This window comes from Cohaesibacter gelatinilyticus (assembly GCF_900215605.1).
Lineage (GTDB): Bacteria > Pseudomonadota > Alphaproteobacteria > Rhizobiales > Cohaesibacteraceae > Cohaesibacter > Cohaesibacter gelatinilyticus.
On record NZ_OBEL01000006.1, the window covers coordinates 49300 to 64419 of the forward strand.

Here is a 15120-nt window from a genome sequence, read left to right on the forward strand (position 1 = left end):
AAAATGATATAAAACCCAAAATCGGCGAGTTGATACTTAACGAACATCAATTTATAGTTTCAAATAAAAGCAAGTATAAAGCAGAAATAGAAAATTACGTATATTCAAATATATACAATAAGGTCATTGGGCACTTCATTTCTGTTGGAATTCCATTGAGAGAATGCTAACTCATGGCGCTCGAACTCCAAGCAGTGCTGCGATCGCTATGATAAGGACCTGTCAGCCATGAATTATCGCCACATCTACCACGCCGGCAATTTCGCTGACATTCTCAAGCATGTCATCCTGTCCCGAATCCTCCTTTACATGAACAAGAAGGAAAAACCCTACTATGTATTGGATAGCCATGCTGGAATCGGCCTTTACGATCTGAAAAGCGAGCAAGCAGGCAAAACCAATGAATGGCAAGACGGCTTGGGTCGTATCATCGGAGATCAGGCAGAAGCAATTCCGGCAGATGTTATGGAACTGCTGATCCCTTATCTGGATGAGGTCAAAGGCTTTAATCCCGATGGATCCCTGTCCACTTATCCTGGATCTCCCGCCCTCATTCAGTCATTGACCCGTGAACAAGATCGCTTCACCTTCATTGAGAAGCATCCAGATGACGTTGAAACCTTGAAAATCAATATCGGCCGTGATCGTCGGGCTCATATCCGCGAAGACGATGGTTGGGTATCACTACGCTCGGATCTTCCACCCAAGGAGCGCCGGGGCATTGTTCTGGTCGACCCCCCGTTCGAGGAAGAACATGAATACCAGCGCATGATCCATCACTTCCAAAGAGGGTTCAAACGTTTCGCAACTGGCATCTACTGCCTTTGGTATCCCATCAAGGCGCGCCGGGAGATCGAAGAAGCCGTACAATATCTGAAAGATATGGACCAGCCAAATATACTTCGAGCCGAGCTGGTCATCAACAAGCTGGATACCGCAAAGCGTCTGAATGGTTCTGGCCTGTTCATCATCAATCCCCCCTATTCGCTTTACAATGAATTGCAGATTTTGCTGCCCTTCCTCGCAAAAAGACTGGGGCAAACCGCTAATCGTCATCATCTTGAGTGGATTTCAGAGCCAAAATAGCTAATCTCAAGGCGTGTGACTGATCCTGATCGCTGAATACAAATCCATATAACGGTTCGTATCAGACAATAAGAGGCCGCCATGCTCCGATTGCTATCCCTTTTCTCTACCCTGTTGGTTGGTTTGACCCTTGGATCATCAGCCAGCGCACAAAAAGCAGGCGATTTTGACTATTATCTGCTCGCACTGTCTTGGTCTCCTTCTTATTGTGCGGATGATGGCAAGAAGGGACGGGATAAGCTGCAATGCTATTCGGATCGGCGCTATGGATTTGTGGTGCATGGTCTCTGGCCACAATATGATAAAGGCTACCCTGAATATTGCGATACCAGCTTCAAGAAGCCATCACGAAAACTTGTCGACCAGATGCTGAAATTCTCACCAAGCCGTGGTCTCATTCATCATGAATGGAAAAAGCATGGTACCTGCACAGGCCTATCATCCCTGGAATATTTCCGTCTGGCGGTAAAAAGCTTCAAAAAGCTCAAGCGCCCGGAGAGCCTCGTCAGCCTTGATCGCCCAATTCTGAAAACTGTCAGACAGATCCGCAATGATCTGCTGGAAGCCAATCCGAACATACCATCGGATGGCATCGTCGTGACCTGCAAACGCCAAAAGTTACGCGAAATTCGCATCTGTATGGACAAACAGGGCAACTATAAATCCTGTAGTCGCTCAGCTCTGCGCGGCATGTGCCGCAACAAGGACAAACTGCGCATTCTCTCCGCTCGCTAATCTCACGGCCTCAATTGCCAATTCTGCCTTGTTGCAGGCGAATTGAGCCTTGACGCATGATCGCGAAGCACCCACTGTGCTTGAGATAAAACGGGAGAATAATCGGAGTTTTTCATGACCAATTTCAAATTATCTACCTTGGCTTGCGCTGCAATTTCAAGCGCACTCATCACCAGCAGCCCAGCCCATGCTCATGCCCTTCCCTCCTGCGACGATTCAGGCGTGCTCGCCAAAGTCAGTCACCAGTTATTTATCGGGGAGAAGAATGTTGTCCAATCAGGGGACCCAATCACTCAACTCACCAAAACCCGCCAGACAAAGCTTCGCGAAAATGGTCCCCGGACCATCGCTCAGCGCTATTGTCGTGCAAAAGGTTACACAGAACATGGCCGCAAAAAGACCGTCTATTATGTGATCGAGCAACATACGGGGTTCGCATCTTTTTCTTACGGAGTAGAAGCCTGTATTTCCGGCCGTGATCCATGGAAAATCCATGGAGCCTATTGCCGTTCTGTTCGCTAAACAAAGCGCACAAGGTATTTCGTCCCAAGCCCACCAATTCCCGAACCTTTATCAGCTGGCATCACAAACCACTGGAGATTTTATGAAACTTCGCTCCTCTCCCCCATCTCCCTTTGGTCGCAAAGTCAAAATCGCCGCCAAGATCCTGGGTCTGTATGACCAGATCACTGTCGAGAATAGCGATACCAAAGACCCGGATGACAGCCTGCGTCAGCAAAACCCATTGGGCAAAATTCCCATCCTCATTCTGGACAATGGGGAAGCCATCTATGATTCCCGCGTGATTATCGACTATCTCGATGAGATTGCTGAAAAGTCTGTTATTCCCGCATGTGGCGCAGCGCGCCGTCAGGCTCAAACTTTGCACTCTCTGGCTGATGGAATCATGGATGCTTCAATCCTGATTGTCTATGAAAGCCGCCTGCGGCCCGAAAATGAGCGCAGCCAGGATTGGGTTGATTATCAGACCGAGAAAGTGGATCGCGCAATGATCTGGCTGGAAGACAATTGTCCATCCATGGAAAACGGCATCAATATTGGTCATATAGCTCTCGCCTGCGCTCTTGGCTATCGTGATTTACGCTTCTCAAGCCATTGGCGTGATAGCCACCCAAAGCTAGCAAGCTGGTTAGATGAATTTGAAGCAAAAATTCCTGCTTTTGAGCAAACCAAACTCAATCCTGACGCGTCATAAAAACGATACGTTTTACCTATGGAATTTGAGAACTGGTCTTGACACAAGAAAAGCTGCAAAACCAACTCTCATTCTTATCTTATAAGGATTGTCCCATGTCACTGAGCCGCATTCCCTCCATCCAGTCCAACCGCCATGTAAAGTCAGGTCAGATCGCCGATGATATCGATTTCGAGATCAAAGGCAGCGAAATGCAATTTGTCGAGATTGAACTGGACCCGGGTGAATCTGCCATTTCTGAAGCCGGGTCCATGATGTTCAAGCATCCCGACATCGAAATGAGCACGGTCTTTGGTGATGGATCAGAGCCGCAGGGTGGTGGCTTTTTCGGCAAGCTTGTCGGCGCGGGCAAACGTCTGATCACCGGCGAAAGCCTCTTTACCACAGTCTTCACCCATAATGGTTCCGGCAAGGTGCGTGTAGCCTTTGCTGCTCCCTATGCAGGTCACATTGTTCCTTTGAAGCTGGACGAGTTCGGCGGCACGATCATTGCCCAGAAAGACAGTTTCCTTGCTGCCGCCAAGGGTGTATCCATTGGCATTCACATTCAGCAAAAAGTGATGACCGGTCTGTTTGGTGGTGAAGGCTTCATCATGCAAAAACTGGAAGGTGATGGCTGGGCCTTCATCCATGCTGGTGGCACCATCATCGAAAAGGAATTGGCGCCCGGTGAAGAACTGCATGTCGATACAGGCTGTATCGCGGCTTATACTGCTGGCGTCGATTTTGATCTCGAACGGGCTGGGTCGGTCAAAAGCATGATCTTTGGTGGTGAAGGCGTCTTCTTTGCCAAACTGCGTGGACCCGGCAAGGTCTGGCTGCAATCCTTACCTTTCTCCCGGTTGGCAGGTCGCATGTATATGTCCATGCCTCAGGGTGGCGGCTCCCGCCAGGGCGAAGGCTCGATTCTCGGTGGCATTGGTGACATCCTGGATGGAGACAATTGATAATAGCCGCAAAATCATGGCCTCACCGACGCAACAATCAGAGCAGACTTTGCCGGTTAACGCCAAAGTCTGTGATTTTTTTAAATATTATGCAGATGTAGTCCGCAGACGGTTTCAAACCGGCACCCTACCTCCTATATATGAACGACAATCCGCAAAGCATGGCAGAGGAGAAAACCAGCCCATCTGCCTAGGCACCTTCTCAAAAAATTGCACAATTTTTTGGATAAGGAAGCACGTCGAACAAAAACTGGAGCATTTCATGATCGCAAGATCACCCATTGCTCCTAAAACCGGTAAAAATGGACCATTGCTGACAGATGCTCATGTATTTTAGCTTGATTGGGGGGCTCATCCTGCTGCTCATCGCAGGTGATCTTCTGGTAAGAGGCGCAATCGCACTTGCTACCAGGTTTGGAATCCCGCCTTTGGTGATTGGCCTGACCATTGTCTCCTTTGGCACCTCTGCACCCGAATTGATCATTTCCATGAAAGCTGCCTTTGAAGGTGTCCCTGGCATTGCAATTGGTAACGTGGTCGGCTCCAACATTGCCAATGTCTTGCTCGTTCTGGGTATGCCAGCTTTGATCCGGGTCACGCAATGTTCTGAAAGTGGCACTCGATCTTCCACCGTTTTCATGATGGCGGTCTCCATCATCTTCACTGCATTGTGCTGGCAGGGGGTCCTGGACATCACCGCAGGCATCATTCTTCTGGCCTTGCTGGGCTTCTTTTTATCCTGGACAGTCTGGACGTCTCGCCGAGCGAAAAACTGCCAGGGAAGTGACCTTGTGGATGAGGATATGCTGGAAGAAGCGCCAAAAAACCTTGGCCTTGCCATTCTCTTTACCATTGTTGGCATGATTGGCCTGCCCATTGGCGGTCACTTCACCATTGATGGAGCAAGCGCGATCGCCCGAACCTGGGGTGTCTCGGAAGCTGCAATCGGCCTGACAGTCGTCGCCATCGGCACGTCCTTACCAGAATTGGTTACCACCATGGTCGCGGCGATCCGCAACCAGTCAGCGGTCGCTATCGGCAATGTGGTTGGCTCCAATATTTTCAATATCCTGGCAATCATGGGTCTGACAGCAACTGTCATCGATATTCCGGTACCAGATGAAATTCTGGAATTTGACCTATGGATCATGTTGGCAAGCTCGGCACTTATGTTACCTGTGGCGCTTTGGTGCATGCGCCTGACCAAGATCAGAGGTTTGGCAATGCTGGCAATTTATGCCGTTTATATCATTCTGGTCTTTGATCACTAGGTCCGTTCGTAGATCACAATGTGGCCGTGTTGTTACGGCTGCATTTGGATCGTCCTGGCGGCCTTGTCCCGCTTGAAGCATTTCTGGATGACCCAATTGTCAGAAGTCTTTTAAGCCCTCCTATTGAAGCAAGTCCTCATCCGAAAAGTGCTTCTACTTTTCAGGGACGCATTCTAAAATGGTGCTATGAGCGAAATTTCCGACGAGATTCCTGACAATGGTGAAAGTGCTTCAGAACTGAAGCTTACAGGCTTTGGTGTGATCGCAGATTTCGTACGCCGATTGCCCAATACGCCAGGCGTTTATCGCATGCTGGATTCAGAAGAGAATGTTCTCTATGTCGGCAAGGCTCGTAATCTGAAAAGACGCGTGTCAAACTATGCACGCCATAACAACCAATCCACACGCATCCTGAGGATGATTCACCTCACTGCCTCAATGGAATTTGTCAATACAGCAACAGAAACAGAAGCCCTGTTGCTGGAAGCCAATCTCATAAAACGGCTAAAACCACGCTTCAACGTTTTACTGAGAGATGACAAGAGCTTTCCCTACATTCTGATTGGCAAGGATCACGAAGCCCCACAAATTGCCAAACATCGTGGTGCTCGTAAGCGAGATGCCAAATATTATGGTCCATTCGCGTCTGCTGGTGCAGTCAACAAAACCATTCATATACTGGAAAAAGCATTTCTGCTCCGCAATTGCACCGATTCCATGTATGAGAGCCGAACTCGGCCTTGCCTGCAATATCAGATCAAACGCTGTTCAGCCCCATGTACCGGAGAGATCTCTCTGGAAGATTATGCCGAACTGGTCGATCAGGCTCATCAATTTCTCTCAGGTAAAAGTCAGGATCTGCAGAAGGACATGGCAGATCAGATGCAACAGGCATCGGATGAATTGGATTTCGAGAAGGCTGCAATGTTCCGCGATCGTATCGCAGCCCTGACACAAATTCAGGCTCATCAAGGAATCAATCCGCAAACCTTGCAGGAAGCCGATGTCTTTGCCTGTCACCAGCAAGGCGGCCAGACCTGTATTCAGGTTTTCTTCTTCCGAACCGGCCAGAACTGGGGCAACCGTGCCTATTTCCCACGCGCAGACAAAAGCCTGAATGAAGTCGACATTCTCAGCCCGTTTCTGGTACAATTCTATGACAACAAGCCAATTCCACGTCAAATCCTGCTCTCTCATGAGTTGCCGGAAGCCGAATTGATCAGAGATGCTCTAACCTCGCGATCTGATTTCAAGGTTCAGATCGTAACGCCACAACGTGGAGAGAAGAAAGAGCTAGTCGATCACGCCATGACCAACGCACGCGAAGCATTGGGACGACGGCTGGCAGAGACAGCATCCCAACAGCGCCTGTTGGAAGGGCTGGCCGAAGTTCTGAACTTGCAGGAAGCTCCGAGCCGCATTGAAGTCTACGATAACAGTCATATACAAGGCACCAATGCCGTAGGTGGTATGATTGTTGCCGGCCCCGAAGGCTTCATGAAAAGCCAATATCGCAAGTTCAACATCAAATCGGAGACCATTACACCGGGTGATGATTATGGCATGATGCGCGAAGTCATGACCCGCCGCTTCTCCCGGCTTCTCAAAGAAAATGGTCCACGTCCCAAGGGAGAGAGCTCCGATACCGATCCACACTCAGAACCATCCAATGACGCTCCTCCATGGCCGGACCTGCTACTGATCGATGGCGGTCTTGGTCAGCTCAATGCAGTGCGCGAAACATTGGAGGAATTGGGTATCACGGATCTACCACTTGTTGGCGTTGCCAAAGGTCCGGATAGGGACGCAGGGCGTGAAAAATTCTTCATGCCGGGTCGGGACAGTTTCATGCTGCCCTTACGTGACCCTGTTCTTTATTACATTCAGCGTCTGCGTGATGAAGCCCATCGCTATGCCATTGGCAGCCATCGTACCCGCCGTTCAAACCAGATCAGCAAAACAGGCCTTGACGATGTTCCCGGCATCGGCCCCGCCAGAAAACGGGCTCTGTTACATCATTTTGGAACCGCCAAAGCTGTAACCAAGGCCGCTCTTTCAGATCTTCTGGCCGTGGAGGGCATTTCCGACCAAATGGCCCGCACCATCCATGCCTATTTTCAAGATGACTAGGCTCGATCTCCATCACTCGCCCTGATATAACGATAAGTTATACAACGTCATTTGGCAAAAAAACACCTCAGTCCAATTGCTTGAGACAAGTCGCATTGACCTGATCCTTGGATCATGCTTTGAAGGAAGCAAGATCGGGCAACACCCCAATTCCATGCCAGACCGGCGGACAGAGAGGACCAAAGCCTTTCATGAAAAAGTCAACCACGTTCAGCTTGCCGAACCTTTTGACATTTGGCCGTATTCTAGCCGTTCCCGCATTGGTTATCTGCATGCTTTGGCCAGATTCGGACACTGCTCGCTGGACTGCCCTGGGTATCTTCGCAGCAGCCGCTATCACCGACTTCTTTGATGGCTATCTTGCCCGTATCCTCAATGTCCAATCCGCTCTCGGCCGAATGCTGGACCCAATTGCAGACAAATTGCTCGTCACCATTTCCATTCTGATGTTGGCGGCAGCAGATACCCTCAACGGTTTTCATATCTGGGCCGGCGTAATCATTGTCTGCCGTGAAATTCTCGTTTCGGGTTTGCGCGAATTTTTGGCGGAATTGCAGGTCAGCGTCCCGGTAACCCGCCTGGCCAAATGGAAGACCACAGCACAACTCGTTGCCCTTGGCTTTCTTCTGGCAGGCCCAGCCGGTGACAAGGTTCTCCCCTTCAATACGGAGATTGGTCTAACACTGATGTGGATTTCTGCTTTGCTAACCTTATATACGGGTTATGATTATTTCCGTGCCGGAATTCATTATCTGCTGGATGACTAATCTCAAGGCAACCTCCGACCAATCGGTCTAGAAGCTTGGTAAACAGCAAAACCCGGACGTTGTGAGAATTGGAGCAGACGATGAAACTGATCTATTTCGCCTGGATTAGAGAACGCCTTGGCATTGAAGAAGAAGAAATCGATTTACCGAACAGCGTGACCACCGTGCAGGACCTGCTCCTCTGGCAACAAGGCCGGGATGACCAATATGAAGGAGCCTTTGCAGATCTGGACACAATTCGCGTTGCATTGGATCAGTTTCATGCAGAACGTGACGATCCAGTTGCAGGTGCGTCCGAGATTGCCTTTTTCCCTCCCATGACCGGCGGTTGATCAGAAAGCCAATACCATGACTGTCAGCTTGCAAGAGAACGATTTCGATATCGCAACAGAAATTGATGCGTTGAGTTCAGGAGATACCGGCATTGGTGCTGTCGTCACCTTCACCGGTCTTGTCCGGGATATGGTCGATGATGAACGCATCATCGATATGACGTTGGAGCATTATCCAGCCATGGCCCGGACTGAGCTGGAACGAATTGAGGCAGAAGCCAACAAGCGTTGGCCTCTGAACGGCACTCGCATCATTCACCGCTTTGGTACTCTGATACCTGGTGATCGAATCGTTCTGGTTGTGACGGCTTCCTCTCACCGACAAGCAGCTTTTGAAGCGGCAGAATTCATTATGGATTTTCTGAAAACCCGAGCTCCCTTCTGGAAAAAGGAAAAGCTGGAACAAGGTGATAGTGGCTGGGTTGAGGCAAAAGACAAGGATGACGCAGCGTTGGAACGCTGGAAGCGCTGATTTTTCCAATATTTTCAAAGAGAAAGGCGACTTCCCGAAGAAGCAGCCTTTCTTGTCAAAGCACAAAGGAGATTGACTTATTCTGCTGCTGCGGCGGTAGGGGTCACCTCTGCCGTGTAATCATCCATCAGAGTTTTGGTTATAGTTCCCGGAGTGAAGCTGTAATTGTCAATTGCAGAAACCGGGGTAACCTCCACTGCAGTACCGGTCAGGAAACATTCTTCGAAATCACCCAATTCTTCAGGGCGAATTTTACGCTCGATAACCTTGATACCGCGACGTTTGGCCAGATCGACCACTGTTTGACGGGTAATACCGTTCAAAAAACAGTCTGGCGTAGGAGTATGGATAGCCCCATCCTTGATGAAGAAGATATTCGCGCCGGTTGCCTCGGCAACATAGCCCTCAAAATCCAGCATCATGGCATCCTGATATCCCTCTTTCTCCACTTTATGCTTGGAGAGCGTGCAGATCATATAAAGACCCGCAGCCTTGGCTACACATGGAATTGTACGAGGATCCGGACGGCGCCACTCGGCGGTTTTCAGACGCAAACCTTTCAAACGATCCTCTGGCGAGAAATAGGATGGCCATTCCCACGCCGCAATCGCGACATTGATCTTATTCTCCTGAGCAGAGATGCCCATCATCTCGGAACCACGCCATGCAACAGGACGCAGATAAGCATCGGTCAGACCTTCCTTCTCCAGAATTTCAATCTGAATGCGGTTCAACTCTTGCTGAGAATAGGGAATTTCAAACCCCAAAAGCTCCGCTGATTTGTAAAGACGCTCTGTATGTTCTTCGAGCTTGAAGATTTTTCCACCATAAGCGCGCACACCCTCAAACACGGAGGAAGCATAATGCAAGCCATGAGACAGAACATGCAATTTCGCATCTTTCCAGTCCACATACTCACCATTGTACCAAATATGTCCTTCACGCTGATCAAATGATGGTCCAGCCATTTTCTTGTCTCCTGGTACAGTTGCCCCCAATCACGGGCGCAAGACCGGCAAAGCCTTTTGCGCTGAACAATTTCTCACGCTATGGTCTATCCGGCCTTTAAAATTCCAAAACAGGTCCTTTGCGAAAAGAAGTGATTTTAGCAAGAAAATTTGCATTCCTTTCGCAAGATCTGAGAAAGAAGTAACAAATGAATAAAAATAAGTCAATAATGCTGACTTATTTTTTGATATTTGCGAACCATACACCAGAATCTCAATTACAAAATTATTCTCAATTCAAATGAGAATAAGGAAGAATTAATTCGCCGTCTCAGCGCATAACAGATAAAATATCTCAAAATACGAAGTTCGAAGTATAAAGATGACAGACAAAAAAAATGATCAGAACCTACCGATGATCACCTTTCCCATGTCGGAGCAGGATGGTATTTCCTTCGAAATCATCGAGCTCCTCTTCTTCGCCTATCGCGATTTCGTCGCTGATCCCGATTCCATGTTGGCAGGCATAGGATATGGTCGTGCTCACCATAGAGTTCTGCATTTTGTCAACCGCAGTCCCGGTATCCCGGTGGCCCATCTGCTTGAAATTCTGAAAATCACCAAGCAAAGTCTGGCACGTGTTCTCAAGCAATTGATCGAGGATGGCTATATTGCCCAACAAACAGGTGACAAAGATCGCCGCCAGCGCCTTCTTTTCCCGACACAAAAGGGCCGTGATCTGGCATTGCAACTCTCCCGCTGCCAGGCACGACGGATAGAACAGGCCCTAATCAGTCTGCCACCAGAGACCAAGGAAACTGCCAAAGCCTTTCTCTATTCCTTGATTGAGCAGAATGATCGCCCTTTGGTACGTCAGCTCAACAGTCAGCAAGATCGCCAGGACCATGCATTGTAAGAATAGGTAAGGTTTCGTGCTTTGACGCTGATGCAGCAAAACATGTTAAACTGAATGCAGTTCGATCCTGCAACCGTGACCCGAGGTCATGGCAGGCCACTATAGTAACAAAGCTCAAGACGATCATGGCCTCTTCAAACAAATCCCTGCCGGATAATGCTCAGCATCTGTTGGTCATCGACGACGACAGCCGCATCCGCTCACTTCTGCAAAAATACCTGACCAACAATGGCTATCGGGTCTCCGCAGCGCAAAATGCAGCCGAAGCGCGCAAGACAATGGCAGGCCTTTCCTTCGATCTGCTCATTCTGGATGTAATGATGCCCGGTGAAACCGGTATGGAGTTTGCCAGCTCTTTACGGGAAACAGACAGCATACCTATTCTGATGCTTACCGCCCGCGCAGAAAGCGAAAGCCGTATCCAGGGACTGGAGATTGGTGTTGACGATTATTTGCCAAAACCATTTGAACCTCGTGAATTGCTGCTGCGTATTCGCAACATTCTCAAACATCACATGGCAAACGCTACCGCTGCCATCAATGAAGTCAATTTCGGCCCCTTCCAATTCAAACTGGAGCGACAGGAATTATTGTGTGGGGATGATGTTATTCGCCTGACTGATCGTGAACGGGAATTGCTGGCACTGTTCGCCTCCCAACCGGGCGCGACTGTCACGCGCGCCGCCCTGGCTGGAGAAGATGGCACAGGCGAGCGCACGGTCGATGTACAAATCAATCGCCTTCGCCGGAAAATTGAACCAGATCCCTCAAACCCGATTTATTTGCAAACAATTCGTGGTATTGGCTATCGTCTATTGACAGATTAAGCGTGATCAAATGACCATGGCCACATCATGAACAAAGACGATCGAAAATTGAAGCAGACCGTGGAGGCCACGGGTCCAAACACACAGAAGCTTGCAAATATGCCCGACATACCCGTTGAGGCAAAGTTGACATGGCTCCCCAATTGGCTGAGACCATCGATCATCTTTCTCATTCAAGTGATCGCACTCATCAGATCTGCTTGGCGGCAATTCACGCGCTTTATCGCCAGAATGATGCCCAAAGGCCTCTATGGCCGCTCGCTTATCATCATTGTAGCCCCAATGGTCATCCTGCAATCAGTTCTGGCTTTTGTCTTCATGGAACGTCACTGGCAGACGGTCACCAATCGATTGTCAGGGGCAGTCACCCGAGACATTGCAGCTATCATTGCAGTCATCGAACAATATCCTCAAGATGCTGAAAATGAAACCATCATCAAGATCGCCAAAGATCAGATGGATCTGAATGTAGCATTGCTTCCGGCGGGTCCATTGCCACCTCCCGGCCCCAAACCCTTCTTCAGCTTGCTTGATCGTGCGTTGTCACAAAAGATCACTGCACAAATCGGTAAACCTTTCTGGATTGACACCGTTGGCCGCTCCAATCTGGTTGAAGTGCGTATCAAATTGAAGGATTCGGTTCTCCGCGTTTTCACACGCCGCAGCCAGACTTATGCCTCCAATTCTCATATCTTTCTGATCTGGATGATTGGGACGTCACTGGTACTGCTAATCGTCGCCATTCTGTTCTTGCGCAATCAAATTCGCCCCATTCAACGGTTGGCTAACGCCGCAGAACAATTCGGTAAAGGTCAGGATCTGGCCAATTTCCGACCAACTGGCGCACGAGAGGTTCGACAGGCCGCCCATGCCTTCATAGAAATGAAACGCAGAATCGAACGACAAATCGAACAGCGAACTACCATGCTGGCCGGTGTGTCTCATGATCTTCGCACTGTTCTGACGCGTTTCAAGCTACAACTTGCATTGTTTGAAGATGAGCCGGAAGCACGGGACATGCAGCGTGATGTTGATGAAATGCAGCATATGCTCGAAGATTATCTGGCTTTTGCGCGTGGTGTCTCTGCCGAAAAATCTGCAACTATTTCCATACCCGATTTTCTGGAAGAACTCAGCCACGACGCCGAAAGATCAGGAAAGAATCTGAAAGTCACCCATCATGGTCGCGCAGAGGTTTCCATCCGCCCTCAGACCATGAAACGATGCCTGACCAACCTGGTCAGCAATGCCCTGCGTTATGGGAATGCCGTGGAACTCACATCGGAACAGACCACCAACTGGTGGATCATCACGATTGATGATGACGGCCCGGGAATTCCGCAGCCAGAATGGGAAACCGTTTTCAAACCTTTCTATCGGCTGGATACGGCGCGCAATCAGGATATCTCAAGCACAGGTCTGGGCCTTGCCATTGCGCGCGATATTGCACGTGGTCATGGTGGTGATATCAAACTATGCGAAAGCCCGGCTGGTGGCCTTCGTGCAGCGATCCGCCTGCCCGTCTAGACCGCCAGATTTGACGAAACTCTCAATGAAGACGTGAGCCGTTTGGCACAGCCTGCTCAACAGCAGCAAGAACAATATCAGCATTGTCATCACTATAGCCAAGCGTCAAAACTTCGGACATGAAAGGACCGATCTGACGACGTGGAAAATTCACCACTGCCATGACCTGACGACCGACTAAATCTTCGCAACTATAGTGAACCGTGATCTGCGCAGAACTTTTCTTGACGCCAATCTCGCCACCAAAATCAATTTTCAGCTTATAGGCAGGTTTGCGAGCTTCGGGAAATGGCACAGCCTCAACAACTGTTCCAACACGGATATCAACTTTCAAAAAGTCATCGAATGAAATCTCGGACATATCTTCTCCTTAGAGCGTGTTCCCGAAAAGTTGAAGCACTTTTCGGATAAGAACTCGCTTTGGATCAAAAGGTTAAAGCACTACTCACGATTCAACGATTGTGAGAAGTGCTTTAAGTTCAGAGAATGGTCCGGAATTACGATTACAAACTCAAGAGACTGTCGCCAACCCTTCGCTCTCATCCACAGAAGAGACAGGTTCGGAAGTTCTGCGACCGGATCTACGATCACGAAACGAAGACCTAGAACAACATTTACGCAACTTGTTCATGCGACAAAGCAGTTTTTCAGTTTTGCATAAAGCCCGTTCGCCTCGGTGCAAAATCTTGTCCAGCACCGCCATAGTACGAGACAGATCTTCACTTTCATCTTCCAGCCAGATCGCAAAAGCACGGCCATAAGCCAGCAAAGCACCTTTGTTGCGCACTTGCCCCATCATCCCGGCGGAAGAAATATGAGCCATTTCCATAATCCATTCACCAGTCAGAGCCGACAATGCACATAAATGCATTGCCAACATCGGATCATACTTGGCTGCTTTACTGAGACTGACAATAAGAGCCCGATGGTCTTGCATGGCGTCAAAGCGCCCCATCAACACATCGAACAAACGATCCCGCGCGGGCTCATCCGCAAGCGCAGTATCAAAGTCATCCAGCATGGTGCGATCAATCCGGCGTATCAAATCACTCACATAGGAAAAGCGAGTGGGATATTCTGCATAGGCCTCATGCAAATCGACATTGGCCCGATGAGCCAATCGAGCGCAGGATATCTCAGTCCATCCATGATCAACGACCGACATTTCGAATTGATCAAATAGGCGATTGCGTATGTCCTGCGTCACAACTAGGCCCTCCTGCTATCTCAACTTATTGCTGTACGCCAATCATTCGACGCCAGATCAGTATTGTAACACAAAATGGCTATTCCAAGGGCGAAAGCTCAGGACGTAGACTCATAGATGAGCTGTATTTGGCGTCAAAATGGTCTGATATAGCTAGAAAAAGAGGGAAGGATGGACTGGTTACCCATTCAAGCTCTTTGCCGACGTCAGATTTTGACCATTTTGTCGTCCGAAGGATAGGGCGATTTTTTCCGATCACCACGTCGCAAGGATTTGAAAATACAACACATTGTCTGCATCCTCACTCCTTGTGATCGAAAAAACTTGCCTCTACCAAATTCACCGCATTTATGAGTTTACGTCCAAGGAAGGATCCTTAAGCTTCATCACCGTTAGATATTTTGCTTTCCAAAGCAACAAGACGCGCTTTCAGGGCTTCATTCTCATCACGCGCGGCAATTGCCATGGCTTTGACTGCCTCGAACTCATCACGGGTTACAAGATCCATATCGCCAATAAAACGCTCTATCTGGGCGCGAAACATATTCTCCGCCTCTCCACGAACACCTTGAGCAACACCAGCAGCATCGTTCATCAATTTGGCAAATTCATCAAACAGACGATTATTCACATGGGTCATAATCAGGCTCCTTCATTGCCATCGTTTTTTGACTGACACTCCAAAACAGGTCAGCCATTCTCATCTACCCCCAGATATAATGGTCAATCTCGATTTCACA

The 15120-nt window shown here is 49.0% G+C and carries 18 protein-coding genes; 14 read left to right on the forward strand and 4 right to left on the reverse strand.

Annotated features, from left to right (window positions below):
- Positions 1 to 228: 228 nt before the first annotated feature.
- The 11 genes from CRO57_RS19735 to CRO57_RS19785 all read left to right on the forward strand — a co-directional run bounded on the left by CRO57_RS19735 (position 229) and on the right by CRO57_RS19785 (position 8956).
- Positions 229 to 1086: a 23S rRNA (adenine(2030)-N(6))-methyltransferase RlmJ gene (locus tag CRO57_RS19735; protein ID WP_097155239.1), complete on the forward strand. Its 858-nt coding sequence runs from the start codon at positions 229 to 231 to the stop codon at positions 1084 to 1086.
- Positions 1087 to 1167: 81 nt separating this feature from the next.
- Entirely contained in the window at positions 1168 to 1821 is a 654-nt protein-coding gene (locus tag CRO57_RS19740) for a ribonuclease T2 family protein (RefSeq protein WP_097155240.1), read from the forward strand.
- 114 nt (positions 1822 to 1935) lie between these two features.
- On the forward strand, positions 1936 to 2343 hold the full coding sequence (locus tag CRO57_RS19745; RefSeq protein ID WP_097155241.1) for a hypothetical protein: 408 nt from the start codon (positions 1936 to 1938) through the stop codon (positions 2341 to 2343).
- An 82-nt stretch (positions 2344 to 2425) separates the two neighbouring features.
- A complete protein-coding gene (locus CRO57_RS19750; protein ID WP_097155476.1) occupies positions 2426 to 3037 on the forward strand; it encodes a glutathione S-transferase in 612 nt (203 codons plus the stop codon).
- Positions 3038 to 3132: 95 nt separating this feature from the next.
- On the forward strand, positions 3133 to 3984 hold the full coding sequence (locus CRO57_RS19755; RefSeq protein WP_097155242.1) for a TIGR00266 family protein: 852 nt from the start codon (positions 3133 to 3135) through the stop codon (positions 3982 to 3984).
- On the forward strand, positions 3971 to 4321 hold the full coding sequence (locus CRO57_RS19760; protein ID WP_097155243.1) for a hypothetical protein: 351 nt from the start codon (positions 3971 to 3973) through the stop codon (positions 4319 to 4321). The genes CRO57_RS19755 and CRO57_RS19760 overlap by 14 nt, the downstream gene beginning before the upstream one ends.
- Entirely contained in the window at positions 4311 to 5255 is a 945-nt protein-coding gene (locus CRO57_RS19765) for a calcium/sodium antiporter (protein WP_244580164.1), read from the forward strand. Before CRO57_RS19760 ends, CRO57_RS19765 begins: the two co-directional genes overlap by 11 nt.
- 186 nt (positions 5256 to 5441) lie before the next feature.
- A complete protein-coding gene (uvrC, locus tag CRO57_RS19770) occupies positions 5442 to 7385 on the forward strand; it encodes an excinuclease ABC subunit UvrC (protein WP_097155245.1) in 1944 nt (647 codons plus the stop codon).
- 191 nt (positions 7386 to 7576) lie between these two features.
- Positions 7577 to 8152, forward strand: a complete 576-nt coding sequence (gene pgsA / locus CRO57_RS19775) for a CDP-diacylglycerol--glycerol-3-phosphate 3-phosphatidyltransferase (protein ID WP_097155246.1) — start codon at positions 7577 to 7579, stop codon at positions 8150 to 8152.
- A gap of 80 nt (positions 8153 to 8232) precedes the next feature.
- A complete protein-coding gene (moaD, locus tag CRO57_RS19780; RefSeq protein WP_097155247.1) occupies positions 8233 to 8484 on the forward strand; it encodes a molybdopterin converting factor subunit 1 in 252 nt (83 codons plus the stop codon).
- A gap of 16 nt (positions 8485 to 8500) precedes the next feature.
- Positions 8501 to 8956, forward strand: a complete 456-nt coding sequence (locus CRO57_RS19785) for a molybdenum cofactor biosynthesis protein MoaE (RefSeq protein WP_097155248.1) — start codon at positions 8501 to 8503, stop codon at positions 8954 to 8956.
- 77 nt (positions 8957 to 9033) lie between these two features.
- Here CRO57_RS19785 and CRO57_RS19790 read toward each other — a convergent pair whose 3' ends face one another.
- A complete protein-coding gene (locus tag CRO57_RS19790) occupies positions 9034 to 9924 on the reverse strand; it encodes a branched-chain amino acid aminotransferase (protein WP_097155249.1) in 891 nt (296 codons plus the stop codon).
- Positions 9925 to 10285: 361 nt separating this feature from the next.
- Here CRO57_RS19790 and CRO57_RS19795 point away from each other — a divergent pair, with 361 nt between their 5' ends.
- The 3 genes from CRO57_RS19795 to CRO57_RS19805 all read left to right on the forward strand — a co-directional run bounded on the left by CRO57_RS19795 (position 10286) and on the right by CRO57_RS19805 (position 13173).
- Complete coding sequence (locus CRO57_RS19795; RefSeq protein ID WP_097155250.1) at positions 10286 to 10819, forward strand: MarR family winged helix-turn-helix transcriptional regulator; 534 nt, start codon at positions 10286 to 10288, stop codon at positions 10817 to 10819.
- A gap of 122 nt (positions 10820 to 10941) precedes the next feature.
- A complete protein-coding gene (locus tag CRO57_RS19800) occupies positions 10942 to 11646 on the forward strand; it encodes a response regulator (RefSeq protein ID WP_425291294.1) in 705 nt (234 codons plus the stop codon).
- Between the two features lie 99 nt (positions 11647 to 11745).
- Complete coding sequence (locus CRO57_RS19805; protein WP_097155477.1) at positions 11746 to 13173, forward strand: ATP-binding protein; 1428 nt, start codon at positions 11746 to 11748, stop codon at positions 13171 to 13173.
- 22 nt (positions 13174 to 13195) lie between these two features.
- Here CRO57_RS19805 and CRO57_RS19810 read toward each other — a convergent pair whose 3' ends face one another.
- From CRO57_RS19810 to CRO57_RS19820, 3 genes are all read right to left on the reverse strand, one after another.
- Positions 13196 to 13534 (reverse strand): tRNA-binding protein, encoded by a 339-nt coding sequence (locus tag CRO57_RS19810; protein ID WP_097155252.1) that lies wholly within the window; start codon positions 13532 to 13534, stop codon positions 13196 to 13198.
- Between the two features lie 150 nt (positions 13535 to 13684).
- Entirely contained in the window at positions 13685 to 14380 is a 696-nt protein-coding gene (locus tag CRO57_RS19815; RefSeq protein ID WP_097155253.1) for a hypothetical protein, read from the reverse strand.
- Positions 14381 to 14756: 376 nt separating this feature from the next.
- Positions 14757 to 15020, reverse strand: coding sequence for an accessory factor UbiK family protein (locus tag CRO57_RS19820; protein ID WP_097155254.1), 264 nt, complete (start codon positions 15018 to 15020; stop codon positions 14757 to 14759).
- Between the last annotated feature and the right edge of the window lie 100 nt (positions 15021 to 15120).